Origin of the sequence: Spiroplasma endosymbiont of Amphimallon solstitiale, from assembly GCF_964030965.1 — a bacterium.
Taxonomy (GTDB): Bacteria; Bacillota_I; Bacilli_A; order Mycoplasmatales; family VBWQ01; genus Spiroplasma_E.
In genome coordinates this window covers 113,538-134,312 of sequence record NZ_OZ034999.1, presented here as the reverse complement: position 1 = coordinate 134,312, position 20,775 = coordinate 113,538, and the positions used below count along the sequence as shown (strand labels likewise).

General features: G+C 23.3%; 25 protein-coding genes and 3 pseudogenes. 15 read left to right on the top strand and 13 right to left on the bottom strand.

Translation table 4 applies throughout. The features are described 5' to 3' along the window. Both AAHH39_RS00820 and AAHH39_RS00815 read left to right on the top strand, forming a co-directional pair. Positions 1-318: a F0F1 ATP synthase subunit epsilon gene (locus AAHH39_RS00820; RefSeq protein WP_174480958.1), complete on the top strand. Its 318-nt coding sequence runs from the start codon at positions 1-3 to the stop codon at positions 316-318. A gap of 5 nt (positions 319-323) precedes the next feature. After that, positions 324-554, top strand: a complete 231-nt coding sequence (locus AAHH39_RS00815; protein ID WP_342218512.1) for a hypothetical protein — start codon at positions 324-326, stop codon at positions 552-554. A 269-nt stretch (positions 555-823) separates the two neighbouring features. Here AAHH39_RS00815 and AAHH39_RS00810 read toward each other — a convergent pair whose 3' ends face one another. Beyond that, positions 824-1,093, bottom strand: a complete 270-nt coding sequence (locus AAHH39_RS00810; RefSeq protein ID WP_342218511.1) for a hypothetical protein — start codon at positions 1,091-1,093, stop codon at positions 824-826. Here AAHH39_RS00810 and AAHH39_RS00805 point away from each other — a divergent pair. The 7 genes and pseudogenes from AAHH39_RS00805 (at position 1,070) to AAHH39_RS00775 (ending at position 5,645) form a co-directional block, all read left to right on the top strand. Continuing rightward, the gene (locus AAHH39_RS00805; RefSeq protein WP_342219297.1) at positions 1,070-1,603 is read left to right on the top strand and encodes a PTS transporter subunit EIIC; all 534 of its coding nucleotides are present in this window, start codon (positions 1,070-1,072) and stop codon (positions 1,601-1,603) included. The two genes, AAHH39_RS00810 and AAHH39_RS00805, sit on opposite strands and share 24 nt — an antisense overlap. 141 nt (positions 1,604-1,744) lie before the next feature. Then, positions 1,745-2,216 (top strand): annotated as a pseudogene (locus AAHH39_RS00800) (IS5 family transposase); the annotation flags it as partial. Between the two features lie 165 nt (positions 2,217-2,381). Further along, positions 2,382-2,705: pseudogene (locus tag AAHH39_RS00795) on the top strand (transposase); the annotation flags it as partial. After that, positions 2,675-4,105: a PTS transporter subunit EIIC gene (locus AAHH39_RS00790; RefSeq protein WP_342219296.1), complete on the top strand. Its 1,431-nt coding sequence runs from the start codon at positions 2,675-2,677 to the stop codon at positions 4,103-4,105. The pseudogene AAHH39_RS00795 and the gene AAHH39_RS00790, both read left to right, overlap by 31 nt. A 68-nt stretch (positions 4,106-4,173) precedes the next feature. Continuing rightward, the gene (locus tag AAHH39_RS00785) at positions 4,174-5,133 is read left to right on the top strand and encodes a transposase-like zinc-binding domain-containing protein (RefSeq protein WP_342217913.1); all 960 of its coding nucleotides are present in this window, start codon (positions 4,174-4,176) and stop codon (positions 5,131-5,133) included. An 85-nt stretch (positions 5,134-5,218) separates the two neighbouring features. Further along, entirely contained in the window at positions 5,219-5,404 is a 186-nt protein-coding gene (locus tag AAHH39_RS00780; protein WP_342219295.1) for a PTS transporter subunit EIIB, read from the top strand. Positions 5,405-5,507: 103 nt separating this feature from the next. Next, complete coding sequence (locus AAHH39_RS00775; RefSeq protein WP_342218510.1) at positions 5,508-5,645, top strand: hypothetical protein; 138 nt, start codon at positions 5,508-5,510, stop codon at positions 5,643-5,645. Between the two features lie 23 nt (positions 5,646-5,668). Here the strand turns inward: AAHH39_RS00775 and AAHH39_RS13180 are convergent. Continuing rightward, a pseudogene (locus AAHH39_RS13180) lies at positions 5,669-5,788 on the bottom strand (IS30 family transposase); the annotation flags it as partial. Positions 5,789-5,834: 46 nt separating this feature from the next. Between AAHH39_RS13180 and AAHH39_RS00770 the strand changes: the two are divergent. Together AAHH39_RS00770 and AAHH39_RS00765 are read left to right on the top strand one after the other, a co-directional pair. Next, positions 5,835-6,395 carry a hypothetical protein gene (locus AAHH39_RS00770; protein ID WP_342218509.1) on the top strand — a complete coding sequence of 187 codons (561 nt, stop codon included), beginning with the start codon at positions 5,835-5,837 and terminating at the stop codon, positions 6,393-6,395. Between the two features lie 28 nt (positions 6,396-6,423). Beyond that, positions 6,424-7,104, top strand: a complete 681-nt coding sequence (locus tag AAHH39_RS00765; protein ID WP_342218508.1) for a DNA alkylation repair protein — start codon at positions 6,424-6,426, stop codon at positions 7,102-7,104. A gap of 683 nt (positions 7,105-7,787) precedes the next feature. On the opposite strand, the gene AAHH39_RS00760 is transcribed toward AAHH39_RS00765, so the two are convergent. Next, on the bottom strand, positions 7,788-8,909 hold the full coding sequence (locus AAHH39_RS00760; protein WP_342218507.1) for an Mbov_0401 family ICE element transposase-like protein: 1,122 nt from the start codon (positions 8,907-8,909) through the stop codon (positions 7,788-7,790). Between the two features lie 73 nt (positions 8,910-8,982). Between AAHH39_RS00760 and AAHH39_RS00755 the strand changes: the two genes are divergently transcribed. The 3 genes from AAHH39_RS00755 (at position 8,983) to AAHH39_RS00745 (ending at position 11,509) form a co-directional block, all read left to right on the top strand. Beyond that, a complete protein-coding gene (locus AAHH39_RS00755) occupies positions 8,983-10,689 on the top strand; it encodes a hypothetical protein (RefSeq protein WP_342218506.1) in 1,707 nt (568 codons plus the stop codon). A 149-nt stretch (positions 10,690-10,838) separates the two neighbouring features. Next, positions 10,839-10,997, top strand: a complete 159-nt coding sequence (locus AAHH39_RS00750; protein ID WP_342218505.1) for a hypothetical protein — start codon at positions 10,839-10,841, stop codon at positions 10,995-10,997. A gap of 230 nt (positions 10,998-11,227) precedes the next feature. After that, positions 11,228-11,509, top strand: a complete 282-nt coding sequence (locus AAHH39_RS00745) for a hypothetical protein (RefSeq protein WP_342218504.1) — start codon at positions 11,228-11,230, stop codon at positions 11,507-11,509. A gap of 1 nt (position 11,510) precedes the next feature. On the opposite strand, the gene AAHH39_RS00740 is transcribed toward AAHH39_RS00745, so the two are convergent. The 9 genes from AAHH39_RS00740 to AAHH39_RS00700 form a co-directional block, all read right to left on the bottom strand. Further along, positions 11,511-12,305: a hypothetical protein gene (locus tag AAHH39_RS00740; RefSeq protein ID WP_342218503.1), complete on the bottom strand. Its 795-nt coding sequence runs from the start codon at positions 12,303-12,305 to the stop codon at positions 11,511-11,513. A gap of 15 nt (positions 12,306-12,320) precedes the next feature. Next, positions 12,321-12,554, bottom strand: a complete 234-nt coding sequence (locus tag AAHH39_RS00735; protein WP_342218502.1) for a hypothetical protein — start codon at positions 12,552-12,554, stop codon at positions 12,321-12,323. Positions 12,555-12,989: 435 nt separating this feature from the next. Continuing rightward, positions 12,990-13,115 (bottom strand): hypothetical protein, encoded by a 126-nt coding sequence (locus AAHH39_RS00730; protein ID WP_342218501.1) that lies wholly within the window; start codon positions 13,113-13,115, stop codon positions 12,990-12,992. A 17-nt stretch (positions 13,116-13,132) separates the two neighbouring features. After that, positions 13,133-13,888: a hypothetical protein gene (locus tag AAHH39_RS00725; protein WP_342218500.1), complete on the bottom strand. Its 756-nt coding sequence runs from the start codon at positions 13,886-13,888 to the stop codon at positions 13,133-13,135. After that, positions 13,833-15,071: a hypothetical protein gene (locus tag AAHH39_RS00720; RefSeq protein WP_342218499.1), complete on the bottom strand. Its 1,239-nt coding sequence runs from the start codon at positions 15,069-15,071 to the stop codon at positions 13,833-13,835. The genes AAHH39_RS00725 and AAHH39_RS00720 overlap by 56 nt, the downstream gene beginning before the upstream one ends. A 145-nt stretch (positions 15,072-15,216) precedes the next feature. After that, positions 15,217-16,473 (bottom strand): hypothetical protein, encoded by a 1,257-nt coding sequence (locus tag AAHH39_RS00715; protein WP_342218498.1) that lies wholly within the window; start codon positions 16,471-16,473, stop codon positions 15,217-15,219. 15 nt (positions 16,474-16,488) lie between these two features. Then, positions 16,489-17,373: a hypothetical protein gene (locus AAHH39_RS00710; RefSeq protein ID WP_342218497.1), complete on the bottom strand. Its 885-nt coding sequence runs from the start codon at positions 17,371-17,373 to the stop codon at positions 16,489-16,491. Between the two features lie 3 nt (positions 17,374-17,376). Beyond that, positions 17,377-19,005, bottom strand: coding sequence for a hypothetical protein (locus tag AAHH39_RS00705; RefSeq protein ID WP_342218496.1), 1,629 nt, complete (start codon positions 19,003-19,005; stop codon positions 17,377-17,379). A 14-nt stretch (positions 19,006-19,019) separates the two neighbouring features. Beyond that, positions 19,020-19,991, bottom strand: coding sequence for a hypothetical protein (locus tag AAHH39_RS00700; protein WP_342218495.1), 972 nt, complete (start codon positions 19,989-19,991; stop codon positions 19,020-19,022). A gap of 136 nt (positions 19,992-20,127) precedes the next feature. Here AAHH39_RS00700 and AAHH39_RS00695 point away from each other — a divergent pair, with 136 nt between their 5' ends. Beyond that, entirely contained in the window at positions 20,128-20,265 is a 138-nt protein-coding gene (locus AAHH39_RS00695; RefSeq protein WP_342218494.1) for a hypothetical protein, read from the top strand. Positions 20,266-20,393: 128 nt separating this feature from the next. Here AAHH39_RS00695 and AAHH39_RS00690 read toward each other — a convergent pair whose 3' ends face one another. Continuing rightward, a complete protein-coding gene (locus AAHH39_RS00690) occupies positions 20,394-20,768 on the bottom strand; it encodes a hypothetical protein (RefSeq protein WP_342217948.1) in 375 nt (124 codons plus the stop codon). Positions 20,769-20,775 lie beyond the last annotated feature (7 nt).

The window sequence follows — 20,775 nt, the reverse complement described above, 5'->3', positions numbered from 1 at the left end:
ATGGCATTAAATCTTAAAATTATTACTCCTGATGGTATTTTTTTCGATGGAGAAGTACAGTGAGTTAATGTTAAAACAACTGAAGGCTATGTTGGTATTCTTGAATGGCATACACCTTTGATTGCTAATATTCAAATATCGAAAATGTCATTTAAAATTAAAGAAAAAATTCGTAATTTAACGATTTCTGGTGGACTTTTGGTAACTGATTTACATATGGTTCGTATTATTAGTGATAAAGTTGAATATACATCAATTTTAAAAGAGCAAGAAACAAAGGTATTTGATGAGCGTATTAAAAGGGTTAGTGGAGGTTAATAAATATGCATGATTCACATTTAATAAAATGAATAATTGAAATAAGTATTTATCTTTTTAGTTTTATTGCTAGCGGATTTGCTGTAAAAGCAATTCCTTTTAATAAATTTCTTGATCATAAAAGAGTAAAAGAATCATGAATTTTATATATGTTAACAACTTTGGTTTTTACTTATTGTATTGGTACGTTAATTATTAAATTTATTGGTTTAGATATTTGGTTTGATTTAAATTAATACTTAAAATTAAAAAAATAAAAATAGTAAGTGTTTTAAAATATTTACTATTTTTTTAATTACAATATACTATTAAAATTTATAGTAGTTATTAATAATATCTATATAGATTATAAAATTTCTCCGAAATTACTATTATAGTAGTAAAAAAATCGTTTTTATTTATTTTATTGTTGTTTTTACTATTATATATATAATATTTTTATCTGTATAGAATAAAATTCCTTTAATTTTGTAGAAAAGTAATAATACATGATAAATTTTTATTTTTAGAGAATTTTTACACTAAATAATGTTACTTTTAACAAATTTTTAATTAAAAATAATATTTTAAGTGTAAATTGATGAATGATTTTTGGTCATCCATACTTTTCTACATAATTAAAATAAAATTCTCATCTGTATAGAACAATATAGAATGGAGGTGAGAAAATGAGTAAATTTTTTCATAGTAAACAAACATCTCCTGAGGATAAGAAAAATCCTAGTTTTACTTTTAAACGAACTTTCAATAAATTAGGTGGCAAAATGTTTGGCAAAATGAAAACTTATCAAGAGCCATTGTTTTACCAATAGCTACATTACCAATAGCTGGCTTATTGTTAGGAATTGGTGGTGGAGTTGCTAGTGCTTTAAAGCAATTACCTAATCATGATAGTCTTGTTGCTATTATTAATATTTTTTCAATTATGCAATCAGCCGGAAACGTTGTTTTTGCTAATTTAGGATTGATTTTTGCTATTTCTATTGCTTTTGGTTTTGCAAAAGCTAGTAAAGGTGTAGCTGCTCTTTCTGGATTTATTACTTTTATTGTTATGACTTCAGTTATTAGTGGCATGTTTTTTTGAAATCCTAAAACAGGAATGTTGGGATTTGATCCATGAGGTTTAGGTGAAGGTGCAAAGATTACTCCAGAAAGTGGTAAATCTTCTTTTAATTATGTAGAAAAGTATGGATGACCAAAAATTATTCATCAATTTACACTTAAAATATTATTTTTAATTAAAAATTTGTTAAAAGTAACATTATTTAGTGTAAAAATTCTCTAAAAATAACACTTTATCATGTATCATTACTTTTCTACAAAATTAAAGAAATCTTCTGGTTTATTTTCTTCTGTCTTAGAACCTGTTTAGAATCTTTTCGAAAATAATGTAAAATGATTATATATTTTAAAATAAGAGGTATATATGCATAAAAATTATCCAAGTCATGTCACCAAAGAACAATTTGAGAACATAAAATCAATTTTAGAAAATAGCAAAAAGAAAACAAAACCAAGAAGTTTAGATTTATATGAAGTATTTTGTGCAATTTTATATGTATTAAAAAGTGGTTGTCAATGAAGAATGCTACCAAAAAATTTTCCAAAATGACAAACTGTATATTATTATTTTCAAATTTGAAGTAAAAATAATGGTAAAGAACCTAGTGTATTGCAATTAATTTTAAAAAAAATTAGTTAAAAAAATTCGTATCAATAATAATCGCAAAGAACAAACTAGTTTTTGTATAATTGATTCGCAAAGTGTTAAAAATACAGATACTACCGAAAATAAAGGTTATGATGCTGGTAAAAAGATTTCAGGCATAAAACGTCATATTGTTGTTGATTCTCAAGGTTTACCACATGCAATTTACATAACCACAGCAGAAAAAACTTTTAATTATGTAGAAAAGTATGGATGACCAAAAATTATTCATCAATTTACACTTAAAATATTATTTTTAATTAAAAATTTTTTAAAAGTAACATTATTTAGTGTAAAAATTATCTAAAAATAACACTTTATCATGTATAATTACTTTTCTACAAAATTAAAGGAAAAAACAGATCGTAATAGCGCTATAATAATGATTGAAAATGAAAAAGAAAATCTTTCTGCAGTTCAAAAAATAATAGTAGATGCTGGTTATACTGGTGAAAAATTTGCTTCTGAAATCAAAACAATCATAAATGCAAATGTTGAAGTGATAAAACGTAATGAATTACATACTTTTGTAGTATTACCAAAAAGATGAATTGTAGAACGAAGCTTTGCTTGATTAGAAAAATACAGAAGATTATGAAAAAATTGTGAAAGAAAACTAAATACTAGTTTACAAATGGTTGTTCTTTCATTTATTTCAGTTTTATTAAAAAGATTCTAAACAGGTTCTTAGGATTATTTCCTACGTTTGATACTTCAGTTTTAGGTGGCATTCTTGTTGGTTGATTAGTATCAATTGTTCATAATCATTCATACAATATTCGTATGCCAAGAGTATTAGCTTTTTTTGGTGGTGAACGTTTTGTGCCAATTTTAGCTGTTTTTGTTGGAATAGGAATGGGATTAGCTTTTTTCTTTATTTGACCAATGTTATTAATTGCTTTTAGAGAAATTGGTAATGGCTTAGCAGCTGGTATGAATACAGGTCAACTTACTGATGGACAGTTAACTGGTGATAATTTTCATCCGACAGTTGGTGGAGCATTTATTGCAATGTTTTTTGGAATTACTGAACGTTTATTAATACCAACAGGATTGCATCACGTTCAATATGCACCTTTCTGATATACTGGAATTGGTGGAAATTGAATTAATGAATCTGGTGATCATTTTGTTGGAGCGTACAATATTTTCTTTGGACAATTTGCTTCTAATGCAGTAGGACACATGAATCAAACACCAAGAACAATGTTTATGAGTGGGCGATTTGCATATATGCAATATGGCTATCCATTTGCAGTGCTTGCTATGTGAATGTTAGCACGACCAGAAAATAAAAAAATGGTTGGTGGTATTTTAGGATCTGCTGCTCTAACTTCTTTCTTAACAGGAGTTACAGAACCATTATTGTTTTCATTCTTATTTGTAGCACCATTATGTTTTGTTTTCCATGCATTTATGGCAGGAATTAGTTTTATGATGGCGTATTTATTAAATATAGTTGTTGGTCAAGGTTTTGCTGCTGGATTTATTGACTTTTCTTTCTTTGGAATATTACCAAGTATTCTTGGTAAAGAAACAGGATTCTATTGAGTATTTGTTACTGGATTAATTATGGCACCTGCTTATTTCTTTGGGTTCTATTACATTATTAAGTGAAGAAATTACAAAACTTTAGGTCGTGAAGAAGGAGAATTAGCAACCAACTTAGCTTTACAAAGTGTTGAAAGTTCTTTAGATAAGTCTTCAAAAAAAGGTAGAACAAAAGTAGAAAATTTATTACTTGGACTTGGTGGAGCATTAAATATCATTGATGTTAACGCTAAAGATAAAGTATTAGTTGCAACTTTAAAAGATGCAAATATTTATTCAAAAGCTTTATTAAGATTAAGTGGAACTAAAAATATTAAAGTAATTTCCAATAAAGTTGAAATTACTTATCTTGATGGTGCAGAGTCTATTCATAAAACTTTACAAGCAGAAATGACAAAGAAACAAACATTAACACCTGATACTAATAAAGATAAAAATAATGATATGTTAGAAAATATCTTTAAAGGTCTTGGTGGACGAAGTAATGTTAAATTATTAGACAATTGCTTTAATTTTGTAGAAAAGTAGTGGTATTAGTAAAATTAGCAAAAATATATTTTTATATGGTATTTTTAATATTAAAGAGGTGATTTTAAATGAATAAAAATACAGTAAAAGAAATTTTAAATAATTTGTCTGATAAAGATTTTATTGAGATTTTTAGAGAAAATAAAACTAGAATTAAACAAATTGAGAAAAAAGAAAAATTTGAAGCAGTCGAACAAAAATTCAAAGAGAAAGGGATTCAATGTCCAGATTGTAGTTCTTTTTTGTGTACTAAATATGGTAGTAAAGATTATAAGCAAAGATATAAATGTAAAAGTTGTAATATTACTTTTCATGCTTTTAAAAATCATTATTTTTATTGAAGTCATTTATCTCATGATCAATGAGATTTATTGATACAAATAGCTACTTTAGGTCAATCTGCTTACATTATTTCTCAATTTATTAATACTACAAATAAAACTGCCTGATTTAATCGTCAAAAATTTATGAAATCAACACAATTAGTAAAAACACAAAATCAATTTGTAAAATTAAAAGCTAGAATTGAAATTGACGAAACTTTTATCAAAGAAATTCATAAAGGAAACTTTAAAGATCCAAATGATCCAAGAAAACAATGAATTGAAGAAAATGCTAAAGATTTAAATTGTTGTATTCAAATGGCAATTGATGAAAACCGAAATATCTATGCTCAAACAACAAATACTAAAAGATTAAATAAAAAATGAGTACAAGAAAACTTAACATCGAAACTTATCGAAGAAAATTCAATTATAGTTTGTGATATGCAAGTATTATATGATACAGTAGCTAAACAAACTAAATCCACTATCCAGCAGTTTAAATCAAAAGAAAATAAAGAATTAAATTATAAAAAATTAAGTAATGTCAGTAAAATACAATCAAGTTTAAAAGAATTTATTACTCATTACCATGGCATTGGATTTACCAATATTCAAAATTACCTCAATTTATGGAAATGAAAATATCAACACTACGGATTAACCCCTTATCAAAAATCCAATGTGTTATATTTCAGTTTGTAAAAAAAATAAATCCCAAAATTTAATAAAATCAAATTTTAAGTCAAGTTGATGACTTTTTTTATTTTACCACTACTTTTCTACATAATTAAAAGACAATTGTGCTACAAGATTGCGTGTTACAGTTTTTGATGAAACTAAAGTTGATGATAATATTTTAAAATCAACTGGTGCAGTTGGTATCTTTAAAAAAGGTACAGCTATTCAGGTAATTTATGGGCCACAAGTAGGTAATATTAAAAATGATTTATTAAAAACTTGAACTCCAAAATAAACTATTACTAAAATATAAAAATGAACAACTTTTTGAGTTGTTCATTTTTTTAGTTTTAGTTACGGATAATGTTAAAATTATAATATAGGATGGAGGGAAAACTATGTTTTTTGATGATGATGAAGAAAAGTTAGAAGAAGCTAGGTATGAAGAAATACAAACAAATATACAAAATTTAACATTAACAATTGATGTTAATATTGTTGTTAAAGATTTATCCTTTAATTTTGTAGAAAAGTAATGATACATGATAAAGTGTTATTTTTAGAGAATTTTTAAACTAAATAATGTTACTTTTAACAAATTTTTAATTAAAAATAATATTTTAAGTGTAAATTGATGAATAATTTTTGGTCATTCATACTTTTCTACATAATTAAAAGATTTATTTAAATATATTAAATTAAAATGTACACAAAAAATTAGAATTATGGATATATTAGCATTGTTTTTATCAATATTTTCAATAATTCTTTCAATATTATTAACTGTTATTGATAAAACTGATCAAAAAATTAGTTTTGAACTTCGAAAATTATTGTATGCGGTAAATATATTTAAAGATTTAACAGTGGTAATGGTATTAGTAATTGCATTATTTATGATTATTTATGAGGTTAAATACTGAATTAAACAAAATAAGCAATTCAAATCTTTTTATGCAGCAAATGCTGATTTTACACCAGAAGAAATTGTTTCGGAACTAATGGATCTTAATAATATTTTTAGTTTCAAGCATTGAAATGAAATTTCATTCCATATTAAATATTATAAAAAATGTAAATCATTTAAACGACATGCAATTTTAATCTCTATTTTGGATTATTATCAATTGCCAATTAATAAATGAAATTTAATGTATTTAAATCAAACAATTAATTATTTAAATAAAAAACATTTTCGTCATATTCTTAGATTATGCATATTTAGTTGTTTAGCAATAATAATGATTATTTTAATGAGTACTTTCCCTTCAATATTTTTAAAATAAAATATTTTATATAGATAGAAAGGTATATATGGAAAAATTTAATGAAGAAATAAAAATATTAACGACAATTTTTATTAATAATGCTAATATCAATACTAAAATTAAACAAGAAAAATTTTTAATCAATAATTTTGAATTTTATGGAATTTTAACTAGTAAACGAAAACCATTAGTAAAATTATTTTTAAATAAATGAAATAAAAATTTATCGTTAGTAAATAAAAAACAGTTATTTGAAACATTATATTTACAAAAAAATCGTGAATTTCAATATACAGCAATGGAATTTTTAAATCTTTGATGAAAGAAAAACTTAAGTTTTAATGACTTAGATTGGCTTTTATCGATAATTAAACATAATATTTGATGAGATACTACTGATTATTTTGATAATATTATTGGTGTTCTTATATTTAGCAACAATAATATTAGTGTTAGAGATCAATATTTATTTAAGTTAATAAATGATAGTAATTTTTGAATTCAAAGAATAGCAATTCAATCACAATTAATGTTTAAAGAAAATACTGATTTTAATTTACTATTTGCATTAATTAAGCCAATGTTATTAACAACAAATTTTTATCTAATACGTTCTATTGGTTGAGCATTGCGTAATGCCAAACGAGTTAATTCACAAAAAATTAATGATTTTATTAAAATTAACAATGTTAGTCAAAAAATAATTGTTGTTATTAATGAACATTAAAAATAAATGATGGTTTTATATTAACCTGAATTGTAAATATAAATGGGACAGTTTTTTAAAATAATTGTAGGACGGGTAACAAAAATGCGGAATAAATTATTCAATAATGTCTTTATTATCATTTAGACGAGAATAAATTAAGACTTTGTTATGTAATTGTAAATAAATAGTACTACTAATAAAAATTAATTGCAACTAAAGTACTTATATTAAATTTTACTATATGTTAAAATAACGCATATAAAAGGAGATTTTTAAGATGAAAACTAAAAAATTACAATTAATAACTGTATCGTTATTTATTTTAAGTATCTCAATTATGACTATTGGTTTAATACTAATTGGTATTTCAAATTTTGATTATATACATATTAATTGGAGTTCAAAATTAGTTTTAAGAAAAAGTAATGGATTTAATTTATTAAAGCATATAAGTATAATTTATATTTTAAATCACTCTGCAAATTTTATATGTTTAATAAATAGAAATTATGAACTATACTATAATTGAATTCAATTACAAATCGGAGTTATTTTTTGTGTAATTTTAGTTCCAATTTTTTCATCAATAACTATGTCATTAATCTTTTTAATTATTGGTTTAAAAATAAAATTAAAAAATAATAATTTTTGAGATGCAATTCAAAATTGTGAAATAATTTACAATTATTATATACATTAAATTATGTTTTTAAATTTATTTGATTACACCTAAATGTAGCCATTTTAATATAAATACTAATGTTATATGTTCTATTACCAAGCATTTCTTTTAAAACATGTCAAATATTACTTTCAGTAAAAGTACCAATATTCCATTTTTCAGATTGATTAATAATTCCCTGCTTATTATTTTTAAAATATTGTTTTTTTAGTTTTTTATGATTATCTAATTCTTTATATAAATAATTAATTAATTGTTCATATTGACCATTTTCAATTAAATTTTTACAAGTATCATATTCTTGTCAATATTTACCTTTATTTCCAGCAAGTATACCAAGATATAATGTTCTAATTAAATGAAATTTATCTAAAACAAATTGTGCATCTAAATAATCGGCAACTTCTTTAATTCATCCTGCACTATCTCCACAAATAATGATTTTAGCTTGTTCAAAATTTTCAAAAAATCTTTTTCCTTGTTCTAAAATAAATTCAGCAGTTTTCTTAACTCCAATTGCTGTTTTATTTGGTCTGATAATAACATTAACTCTTTTATTAACTAATTTGTGATTAATATTATCTGTATAAAATGCTACTAAACGCATTGAATATTTATTAATTTTACGTTTAAATTCTCAAAACTTTCGATGTCCATCATCAATACTGATATAAATAGGTTGATTTTTTGCTAATTTAATTTTTGCTACATTTTCATTAAAAACTTTATGTTTTTCAAAAATTCTATGAATATCCATTGTAGTTAAACCAGCATCTTTTAAAATATCACAAATATCTTTGTATCTTTTTCCATCAGCAAAATATTCAATAACAATTTGTTCTATGTCTTCTCCAATTCTTTTATATTTTGGTAATTCTAACTCTTCATCAACTAAACAAATACGTACTCATTTTTGTAATTCTATGTTATAATATTCATAAATACGTCGTTTATAAATTACTATGCCATATTTTGTTTTTCTTTTTCTTTCTTTATAATCAACAATTTTATATTTATTTTTATCTCTTGTTTTAAAAAATTTTCTATCTAATTTTTCTCATTTTTGCTTTATATGTGCTAATACTAATTGATTGATATTAGCGTATTCTTTTTGATAAATTCATTTGTATTTTGCACTCATGTTTAATCTTCCTTTCTAAATTTGGATTTGTTAATAGTTTAAGTTTAATTTTTTTAATAAATAAGGAGAAAATATGGCTTTTATTAGTAGTTATGGACAATTAAATAAAAAATATGACCTTAATTTTAGTGATAATAATTATGGTTTTAGTTGAGATATTTTTAAAGAATTTGTTGGCGATGAATGAGCAGAATTTTTTACAACTAATTGTTTTTATCGTTTTGTTCCAACTGCACGTGGAACAAGAAAAACTTGAAACTGTTTAGCATTTGATTTATTTATATGTTGTAATTTTAGTGATAGTAGTGTTCAAGAAGTAAGACGCTATGAAAATACTCATAGCGAAACTACAATTGGTGCTTTAATGAATGTTTGTCAAGTTTTATTAGAAAAATATGATATTAATTTATTACCTAATAATCCACATGGTATTAAATGAAAAATAACTAAGGATGGAGGATTTATCATTTTTCCTAACAATCAGCAAATTGATTTTATTGGTTATGCTAATGGTAATAAAATTTTTGGAAAAGAAGCAGGTGGTTCAAGTTTTTTGGGTTCAAGAACTGATGAAATTATTATGGCAGAAGAAAAAGAAACATTAACTGAAAAACAATTAACATATAGATATGAAAGATTACAAAACTCTATGTTTAGAAGCAACAGAATTAAAGTGTCAAATGAACCTATTAAAGAGTGAAGTTGAACATTTATTGATAAAAATATATATAGTAGTACATTTGGACAAAAGATTACTCGCTATTTTTATAAAAATTTCTTTATTATTTTTACATGTAACCCTTATGATAAATATCATCCATTTTACTTAAAATACTGTACGCCATTTTTACCATTAAATGGTAAAATAATGGAAAATCTTAAAAAAATTGGTAAAGTTTACTATGAAAATAAAGACATATTTAGTGGTTTAGGTTTATTTGTTTTAAGATTTACTATTCAACCTTTTTGAAATAAATTACCTGATATTCAAAAAAGAACATTATTAGAAATGAAAAAAAGTAATCCTGATGAATTCAATACTGTTTATTATGGTTTTGAATTTTTAGATAGTGATGCAACAATTTTTCCTTTTCAAAAAACAGTAAAATATTGACAACCATATGATTTAAAACAATTTTATAATAAAGAAAAAGATATGTATAAATTTGATTTTTATAGTGTTGGTGTGGATTGAGCAACTGGACATAAAGACCATACTGTATTTATGGTAGTTGGTTTTAAAGAATATAATAATACTGGTTATTATGATGCTTATATTATTTGTGAATTAGTAATTACTCCAAATGATTTTATAAATGAAAATGAAAAAATTAATGCTTATGTCAATGAAATTTTAGGATTAATGGATAACTTTGAAAATTTTGAACAAGCAATTTATTTTTATGATGATAAAGCAAGAACAGCAATGGATTGATTAAATCAAAAATTAATTGATGAACATAATACTATTTTAATAACACAAACTGCAATTAAACATGCTTCTAATTTAAATCAAGAAGCAGGATTAACTAATAGAGTAGTTTGAATGAGAAATATTATGAGTTATGGAAACTTTTATGCAAATAAAGATGATTTACCAAAAACTACTCAATGTTTAGAAGAATTACGTTATGACCAAACCAAAACTAACATTCCTGACAAAAATATGTATCAAGACCCATATGATGCATTGTTTTATGCACTATATCCATATAAAAATATAATTAGGGGTAAAAATAATGCTACTGTGAAAAAAAGCATCTTCACATTTGCCATATAATAAACAAGTACAATATAATTAATAGTTATGGTTTCACAAAATAAACGCCTTGAATTTAGGCGTTATTTTTCGTTTAAAAGCATACTTGTAAAAATAATGAAAAATAGTACAATTTTAAAGTAAAATTAAGACATAAGGAGTAATTTAATATGAGTCAATTTGAAAAACATAAAATAGAACAATCTATTAAAGATTTTAAGAAAAATATAGAAAATGCTCATACAGAAATATCTTTTTTAGAAAAGAAAAAAAATCAAGAATTTAATAATATATCTTTAAAAGACACATCTTTTGATTTTACTAATTAAAATAAAAAAATAAATTCTAAAATTAAATACCACGAATCTGTAATAGATTATTTTAATGAAAAAATATATCAAAGTAATGAATTATTATTAATGTTAAATACTAAAAAAGCACCAGTTTTTTCAAAAAAAGTCATAAATAGCATTGATAATAAAATAGAAAAATCTAAACCAATTAATATTGCAAAAGGTAAAAAAATAAAACCATAAATTATTGTAGAAAGGAAAATAAAATGAAAACATGAATTAAAACAAATTTAAGTAAAATAACATTAGCATTAGCACTAACTGGTGCTACAACCGGAACAATAGGTTTAATCATGGGGGGTATACTTACCCATAATATGGAAAATTCCTACTTAAAGCCAAATGGAGAAAGAGTATATGGAACAACAACTATTTGATGAAATAAATGAAGTAGTCCAAATAAAACAAATTTATATTTTGCTAAAGTTAAACATCATGATGAAGATATAAAATGAGATGGTAATTATACAAATAATTATTTTGAATAATTTAAATTTCTAAATTTATATAAGAAATATTTTCGTTATATTTATCAAATAAATTAATGTTTTTTAAATTAATTTCTTGTTTATCAGTTGTTAAAATTAAATCATAATTTCCAGCTCCAAATATACCACTAATTTCAATCCGATTTAAATTATTAATCGGATTTTTAATTTGTAATTCAAAATCACCATTATTATCAATTTGTGAAATTTCTTTATAAAATTCTAATTTAGAAAATAGTTGAGATTTATTAGAACCATATAAATGTAAAGCATTTCCAACTTTATTTTTATCAATAACCGCTCTTGTAAAATATTTTCCATATTCACCATTACCTAATGTTCAATCACCAGGAATTAATGATGGAATATTATTACTTTCTAGTTCATTTGTTATAGATAATCAATTAAATTGGTTGTCATCTAGTTTAAATAATTCATTTTGACTGATATCATTACTTTTTAATTTAATATTATTAATATCAGTAAAATCAAAATATGCAGATTTTAATACTACTTTTGCATCCTTAAACTCTCAAACCTTATCATGCGTAGAATGTATAGGATTTGATTTTAATTCAAAATAATAAGGTAATAATAGTTTATAGTCATCATTTAATCCTTTATTAATAGACATTGTTGAATAAATATTACTAGATAACATAATAACTATTTGTTTAAATATTTTTATTTGCGGTAAATTTATATAATTTGGATAATCTAATTTTCATTGTTTAAATAAATTAGTAATTACATCGTCAGGTTTTTGCTTTAATTTTGTAGAAAAGTAATTATACATGATAAAGTGTTATTTTTAGAGAATTTTTACACTAAATAATGTTACTTTTAACAAATTTTTAATTAAAAATAATATTTTAAGTGTAAATTGATGAATAATTTTTGGTCATCCATACTTTTCTACATAATTAAAAGGTTTTTGCCCCTCAAATTTAGCACGCATTCTATCTAAATCATTCATATCCGCAGCAACACTTCCTAATGAAGCACCATCAAAATTTCTATTATAAGTATATGTATAAGTTAACATATCTAATAATACTTTTTGCAAACTATCAACTGGTGGTTTATCTTTTATTTCTAATTCTACATCTTTAAATTTATCATTTGTAGCAATACTTACATATTCTTTTCCTAGAACATCATGAATTTTTCATACTTCTTTATCTTTGAGTTCTTTTTCATTAGGTAATGGTCATTCATGATAATCAAGAGTACTTAAAAAATAACCTAATCAAGCATTAGTTACCCTTGCATTATTAATAATTTCTTTTCTTGTTTCTCTACCACCACCAATAGCAATTAAATCTAAAACTGATTTTTCTTTTAATTATGTAGAAAAGTATGGATGACCAAAAATTATTCATCAATTTACACTTAAAATATTATTTTTAATTAAAAATTTGTTAAAAGTAACATTATTTAGTGTAAAAATTCTCTAAAAATAACACTTTATCATGTATCATTACTTTTCTACAAAATTAAAGGATTTTTCTTGTCCAATAAATTGTTTTGCTAAATTTCAAGATAATATTTGTTCACTAAATCATTGTTCTAATATTCTAACTTTTGGTTGAGTTTCAATAGGCATTGATAATAGTGGAAATGCTATCTTATCTTTAACAAATAACTTGGGTATACTTCCATATTGTCGACTTCACCAAGTACCTTTATATTGCCAAAAATCATGCTTCTAGGAGCCTTAATTTTTAAACCAGTAACTTTAGTATCTTTATCTAATGGTTTTTGTAATTTAATAATTATAGGATAACCATCTCTTGTTTTAAAATCTTTAATTTTAATAATAGTAATACTTTTAGTACTTCTTGTTTTTGGATTTTGATAAGGTTGTGAATAATTATTAATGATATATAAATTATCAATATTATCTTCCGTTAATGGTTCATTAATAGATACTGCATATAACTTAAATTGATTTAATAAATTTATTTCTTGAAAAATTAAATTTTTAATATCAGTCATACTATATTCAATTGTATTATCATTAATATTGGTACTTGCTCTTTGATTTAATTGCATAGTAAAGTCAGATGTTTCAACAGCATTAGTTTTTAATACTTTATCAATATTAATAAAACCAATTTTAATAGTATTTGCTGAAAATCTTAAACTATTATTTTCATTATTTTTAAATAAACGTTCAATTTCATAAATATATAAAGTTCTTTGTTTAAATTCATCATATGCTCTTTCAAGTTCAGGGTCACCTTTGCTACTCATAAGACTAGTAAAATCATAAGGAATATTATCAATTAAATAATCATTTTCTACTTCTGCTTGATTAAGTTTAGTTTGTTTCTGTTTCTGTGGAAACTTCGTTTGTGATTTGTTGTTGTCTTCCATTGTTCTCTCCTATTAATTGGTTATTTTCGGGATTAAATAATTTTAATTTAACAGTTAAATTATTAATTTCTTCTTCATCATTAATATTGAATGTTTTACTATTTAATAAATCTTTATCTATTCGTACTAATATTTGAATAAATTTAAGAATATCAATATTAAATTGTCATAATTTTTGTTCAATATAATTAATGGTTGAAATATTTACTGCTGTACTTTCGGGAACTGATTGTTGTGCTGATTTCTTTTGACTTGGAATATGAATACCACAACGTTTAAATATTTCATTAACATTTCAATCATATATATCAGTTAAATTTTTACCTTTAAAATTACTGCTTGTCATATTAATATTTTCATTTTGTTCGTTATTATCTCCGCCACTTTTAAAAATATAATTTTTAGTAACTAATATTCTTACAGCATCTTCCAATAAATCTTTTACATTACCATAAGTGGAATTAAAAATAAACTTGGGTGAGTTTAAAATAGTATCTAAAACAATTTGTTCATAAATAATATCTAATGCTTTAATTTTATCCATTACTTTATTACAATCTGCTAATTCATTTGCTTTATTTCTCATAATTGCTATTGGAATATAATTAATATTTAATGTTTGTTCTTGTTCTAAATTGGGATTATTAATATACGTTTTAAAATCTAATGGCAGTTGTTTTTTATTATCATTAATACTATAAATTGCACGATTAATAGTTACTTGTTGATTATTTAGTTTATAAATTTCAAATAATCTTACTGTTTGTGCATTTTGTTCATAACTATCATAAAAAATAGTACATTGAATTAATTTACCGGTAATATCATAAACTCTTTGTTGTATATCAACTACTTGAAAATATAAATCATCATTAGCAATAAAAATTAAATAACCACTAATCCCTAATTTACTTAACTTAAAAATAGAATTTCAATTTTTTCTATAAAATTCTTGTTGAATTAAATATTGTTTAATAGTTTCATTATTTATTTCTAATGGAGCATTATACAAATTAGCATTATTTTCTGCAACAAAATCAGTAAAATAAGTCTCATGATTAAAATCATTAAAACCAAAATAACTTAAAATAGAAGCATGTGTACTTTTACCTTTTAAAAAAGTTAATTTAGTTTTTTCTTCATTATTAATATTTTTATCTCTTCTTAAAAATCTACCTAGCATAATATTCACCACCTTTTTTTAAAATATTTGATTAATTTTTAAGACAATTTTTACTATAATAAATATAATTAAACCAGCAGTTGCAGAAGATAATAACACTCCAATTAAACTTAAAATAATTTTTATAATTTTTCAAATCATTATTTTATCCTTGTAATTCTTCTAATTTTAAAAGTTGTCCATATCTTGTAGGGTCACTAACAACGGCAATGGTATTATTTTGTATTTGCAAAGAAACCATTGTTCTATGGTTAACATTATCCCAATCCAAGGATTGAACATCTGTATTTAATTCACCATATAAAAATTCTTTACAAATAAAACAAAATTTTTTATTGCTTGTTTGACTTTCAAAATTATAATAAATTCTATATTTAGTATTTGGTTTAAAATCATATTGAATATGATTTATATTGATTTTTGTCCCTACTTCTTTTCATTGTGGTATTGGAGTTGGACTAGGTGCTGGCTGTTTTTTATTTAATTCATTAATAGCACCAGCAACAGTTTTATTTTCAGTTTCTAAATTAGGAATTTCTTGACTTACAGCATTTATTTGAAATGCAATCGGAAATTGTGATTTTACATCTTCTAATTTTTTATCTAAAGTTCGTAAATTAATAGCATCTTGTGGTTGTGTAGGGTCTGCTATATCAACAATTCTAGTATTATTTGAAGTAATAATTCTTTTTTCTTTAGGTTGAATAATATTAGGTGAATTAGGGTCTATTTCTCATAATGATTCACCACTACCACCAGTAGCACTGATTTTATTATTTTCATCAATCTTAATATTTTCACCAGCAATTAATTTATCTTGTTTTTTATCTAATAAATTATTAGTTTCTATTTTTGTGTAATAATCGCGTTCAGTACCTTCTTCTGCTATAAATTCAGTTGGTGTATCTATTCCTTGATATTGATATATTTCTTCTATATCGCCAATTAAATCAATTTTTCCACGTTCAGGATAAGAACTACCACCACCACTAAATTCTTTCTTTTTATTGTTATAGTAAATCATTCCGGTATTTAAAATTCTTTTATTTTGGATTTGTTCATTATAAATTATGGAATCAACATTTAACAATTCAAATTCATTAAAAACATTATTTAAATAAATTTTAATTACTTTATAAAATTTCATAAAGTTATTTTCTGTTGAATATTGATAACTGATTTTAATAAAATATCATTTAAATATTTCTATATTATTATTTTCAACTTTTTTTCATAAGGGACTAGTTTCAATAATAAATCAATTATTTTTAATATCATTAATATTTTCGTTTGCTTTAATTAATTCACTATTTAATTTTGTTATATTGTTTTCATTTGTAGTAATTCTTTTTTGTTGTTTAGCAGAAAAATCCTTTAATTTTGTAGAAAAGTAATGATACATGATAAAGTGTTATTTTTAGAGAATTTTTACACTAAATAATGTTACTTTTAACAAATTTTTAATTAAAAATAATATTTTAAGTGTAAATTGATGAATAATTTTTGGTCATCCATACTTTTCTACATAATTAAAAGAAAAATCAGCTGTTGCAGCATGAGTAAAATCACCAATTTGTGGATTATTTTGTAATGCTTCGGGTGGTAATGTACCAATTTCATTAGGTCAATTTAAAATCATAGTTTCAGTTTCTTTATCATATTCTGTTGCTACATATCCTTTATTGATAAAATTAGTTACAGCACCACGAAAAACTTCATGTTCGTTTTCCTCAACAACGTCATCATATAGTTTAATTTGTTTTGATAATGTAAATTCTTTTTGTTGTTCAATTAATTCGTCAACTTGATTTCTAGTATAAAATGCTTTTAAGTCAATTTTTTCAACATCTATTTCATCATCATTATAATTTGAAAATATTTGTTTTAATTCAGTTAATCTTGCTCATATTTTCATTCTACTAGGTGCTAAATCTCAAACATTAATTGTAGGAATACTATTGGCACTAAATTGACTACCATTATTAAATTGAATATTAGCATCAACGTTAAATTCAATTGGTGTACGATTAAATACTCAATGTTCAACCATTACATAAACCATATCTCTTAATGTTTCTTTAATTAATTCATCTTTAAAACTATCAAAAGGAAATTTAGATAAAATAAAATCAAGATAAGCATTAATATCATTTTGAGCACGAATAGCAAATGTTTTAAATCAATCATTAACATTTGGTCATGTTTTTATATATTGTGGTGGTGATTCTGTAATTTTTCCAGTTAAAGGATATCAGTTATTATAATTTTCTAAACTGACACCGGTTCAAAGTTTATTAATCATATTTTATCATTCCTTAAAAAATGCTTTTTTATAATGTTTAGTTCTTGTTTTAGTTTTTCTATGTTCTATATGTATAATTTCTTTTTGTAATTTCTTTTTACCTTTTTCTACAACTTGACTATATGCAAATTTTTCTAAATGATGTAGTAGTCCTGTACCAAATAAAGTATTAACTGAAAATTTTAAACCAGCACTTTTAAACGATTTATTAATATTTTCAATAGGATTATTAATAATATTTACTATTTTATGATAAGTTCTAATTGTTCTAAATATTTCTCTATATACTTTAAAACTATCTCTAATTACTTGTTGAACAACTGGTGGTGCAAATGCTATTGATTTTAATCATTTATTATGATTTACTCCATAACCAATGTATCAGCCACTATATCACCTGTATCAGTGAAATGGATGAATTTGAGTTACAAAATTAAAGCATTTATCTAATGACAAAGGTTGAATTTTACAACCCATAAATACTGGTGAATTCAATGGAATTAATTGTGCATGTCTGATTGCTTTTTTCTCAGCACTACTAAATAAATCAGTAACTTTTTCTTTTAATTTATTAATTTTTTCAATTGCTTTTTCTTCTAATTGTTCAAATTTTTCTTGTAATTTATATATACTTTCTCGTAATTTTTCAAAATATGGTGTATCTTTTCAAAATTTATTAAAACTCTTTTTTAAATAAAATCTAATATCAAAATATTTAAAAGTTTGATTTGTTTTCAATACTAATTTATGAATTGAACTATTTTTAAAATTAAATTTAATAGCATTAGCACGAATTTTTTGTAAGTCCAAAATTAAAGATTTGCCATATCTATTATCTGCATGTATTGTATGAACTAAATTTAATCAATCATTTTGATTCATTTTTAATACTTCTTTTAAATCACTATTATATTTCTTTAAAAAGTTATTTGCTTTTTCAATATCTTTGATTTTAAATTTTGGAGTTAATTGTGGACTTAATTTTATCAATGTATTTTGTAATAATAAATAATCTTTTAATTCTTGTTCTTCTAATTTTTGAAAATTATTTTTGAATTGTCTTTCAGCAACAAAACCTAAATTTTGAATTATTGTTTCACGATTAGGAGCAGAACTATAATTAAATAAATAACATTTATTGCCAATAATCTTATCTGTTAAAAACTCTTTTCCAGTTACTTGATTAATTATTTCTTGTAAGTTTTTAACTTCTTTAACACCAATTTGTTCTAAAGTTTTAGTTTTTTGTGATAATTTAATAAATTTACTAGTACGATAACCACGAGTAATTCTATTAAGTCCTGCAAATGCTGGTAATAAATTAAAGAAAGTATTAATTGACGTTACATTTCCTTTTAAATAATCATAAACTTGATTAATAGTAAAATCAGTTGCAAACTCAACACCCGTAGCACTAATACTAGCAATTAAATCACTTGCACCTAATCCAAGTGCTAAATCTTCACTTAAACCACCAGTAAAAGGAGCAAGTGCTACTGCTATAACTTGTACACCAATCATTTCTAAAATTTCTCATCATAAACTTTTATGTTCTTGTTGTTGACTAATTCTAGTATGTTTTGGTTTATTTATTTTTAAAGGTGTTGCTGTATTTGCTGTACCAATAGGCATGATTAATGTCCTTATTATTTAAGAGTTATTTTTATAGGATTTGTTGAACCTTGATAATTTGCATCATTAATATCTGCAGTAATAATTACATATAAATCTCCTGCTTTTTGGTTTTGATTACTTACATCAGTTTTGCCTTGTGCATCACTAAAATATTTAATATTTGCATGTACTAAATCTAATGCTGGATTCAAACTAGTAATTTCTCTTGCATTTTTTATTGCTGTATCTAATAATTGATTTTTTCTGCTAGTATTAGCAGTAATATCAGTTGTTAAAGTTGTAAGTTTGTTACTTAAATCCGTTTTAGTAATAATTCCACATAGCATTCAACGTGATGTTGTTTCTTTTTTTGACATATAAGGAATTGATTGACCTAGTACTTCACCACCAACTTTATATGCTCTACCAAGTTTACCATCGGCAATTTCTTGAACATAGACAATTGTTTGTTGTAACATATATCTTTTCATTGCTCTTGGTGTTGCTAAAATGAAAGGCATAATTTGTTTTTTATTTGTACTATCAGTAAATGTCATATAATCATCCATTACAATTTGACATAATACACCTTTTATATATAAATCATTACCATTTAATCTTAGTTGTTGAGCAATTTGGTTATCTGTAATTAAACCTTTATTATTAGCCAAATAAACAATAGTATCATAAAGATTATTTGTAATAAAGAAACGACAATTTGCACTATTTCTTAATTGAAATAAAGTATTTCAAGCAGATAACATTGCTTGTATATGTCCTGTTGGTGATGTGTCGCTAATTATTACTTTAGTTGCATTATCACTAATTACTTGTATATCATCAGTTGCTAATTTATCTGCTAAATCATTAGCGACTTCATATTGCATACTTTCTAGTAAATTTTGTCCATTTTCAGCATTTAAATCAACTGCTGCAATAGTTTCACCAGCAACATACAATTTTTCAATTATTTTCGGAATAGTATCAGTTTGTGCATAAGTCACATCTATTCTTTGACTTTTATCATTTCATGCAATAACTTTAATTGATGGGTCTTTTGGAACTTTAATAATAAATTCTATTTTAGTAGAATTAACTATTTCAATTGGAAAAAAGTTTGCTCATGGACTATTTGATTGTTTGAAAAATTCAATAAATTCTTTTAATTATGTAGAAAAGTATGGATGACCAAAAATTATTCATCAATTTACACTTAAAATATTATTTTTAATTAAAAATTTGTTAAAAGTAACATTATTTAGTGTAAAAATTCTCTAAAAATAACACTTTATCATGTATCATTACTTTTCTACAAAATTAAAGATAAATTCTGGTGCTTCAACTAATTTTTCTGTATTGTTTAAGTTTGTTTGAATATTAATTGCCATTTTTATTTTTCCTTTCTGTTATAAATTATTTTTCTTTTTATAATCCAATAAACTACTTTTGATTGAAGTTTGTTGGTTAGTTAATATGGTTTCTGGTTTTCCACCTGTATTAATTGGTTCTTTGAATAGTGGTTGTTCTTTAATCATTTTTTTAATAGTGTCTTCTATTTTTGAATTTTCTATATTACTTGTTTTAAATTTTAAATAATCATAAAATTCATTTTTAACTTGATATTTTTTAAATATATTAATTATTTCTTTTTCTTTAATTTCTTGATTAAGTTTATTTAACTTAATTTCTGCTTCATTAATTTTATTTTCTGTTTCTTGTGAAGCATTATTTTCAGGTAAGGATTCAGTTGTTTGTTGAACATTATTTTCATTTTCTGTCATAATACTT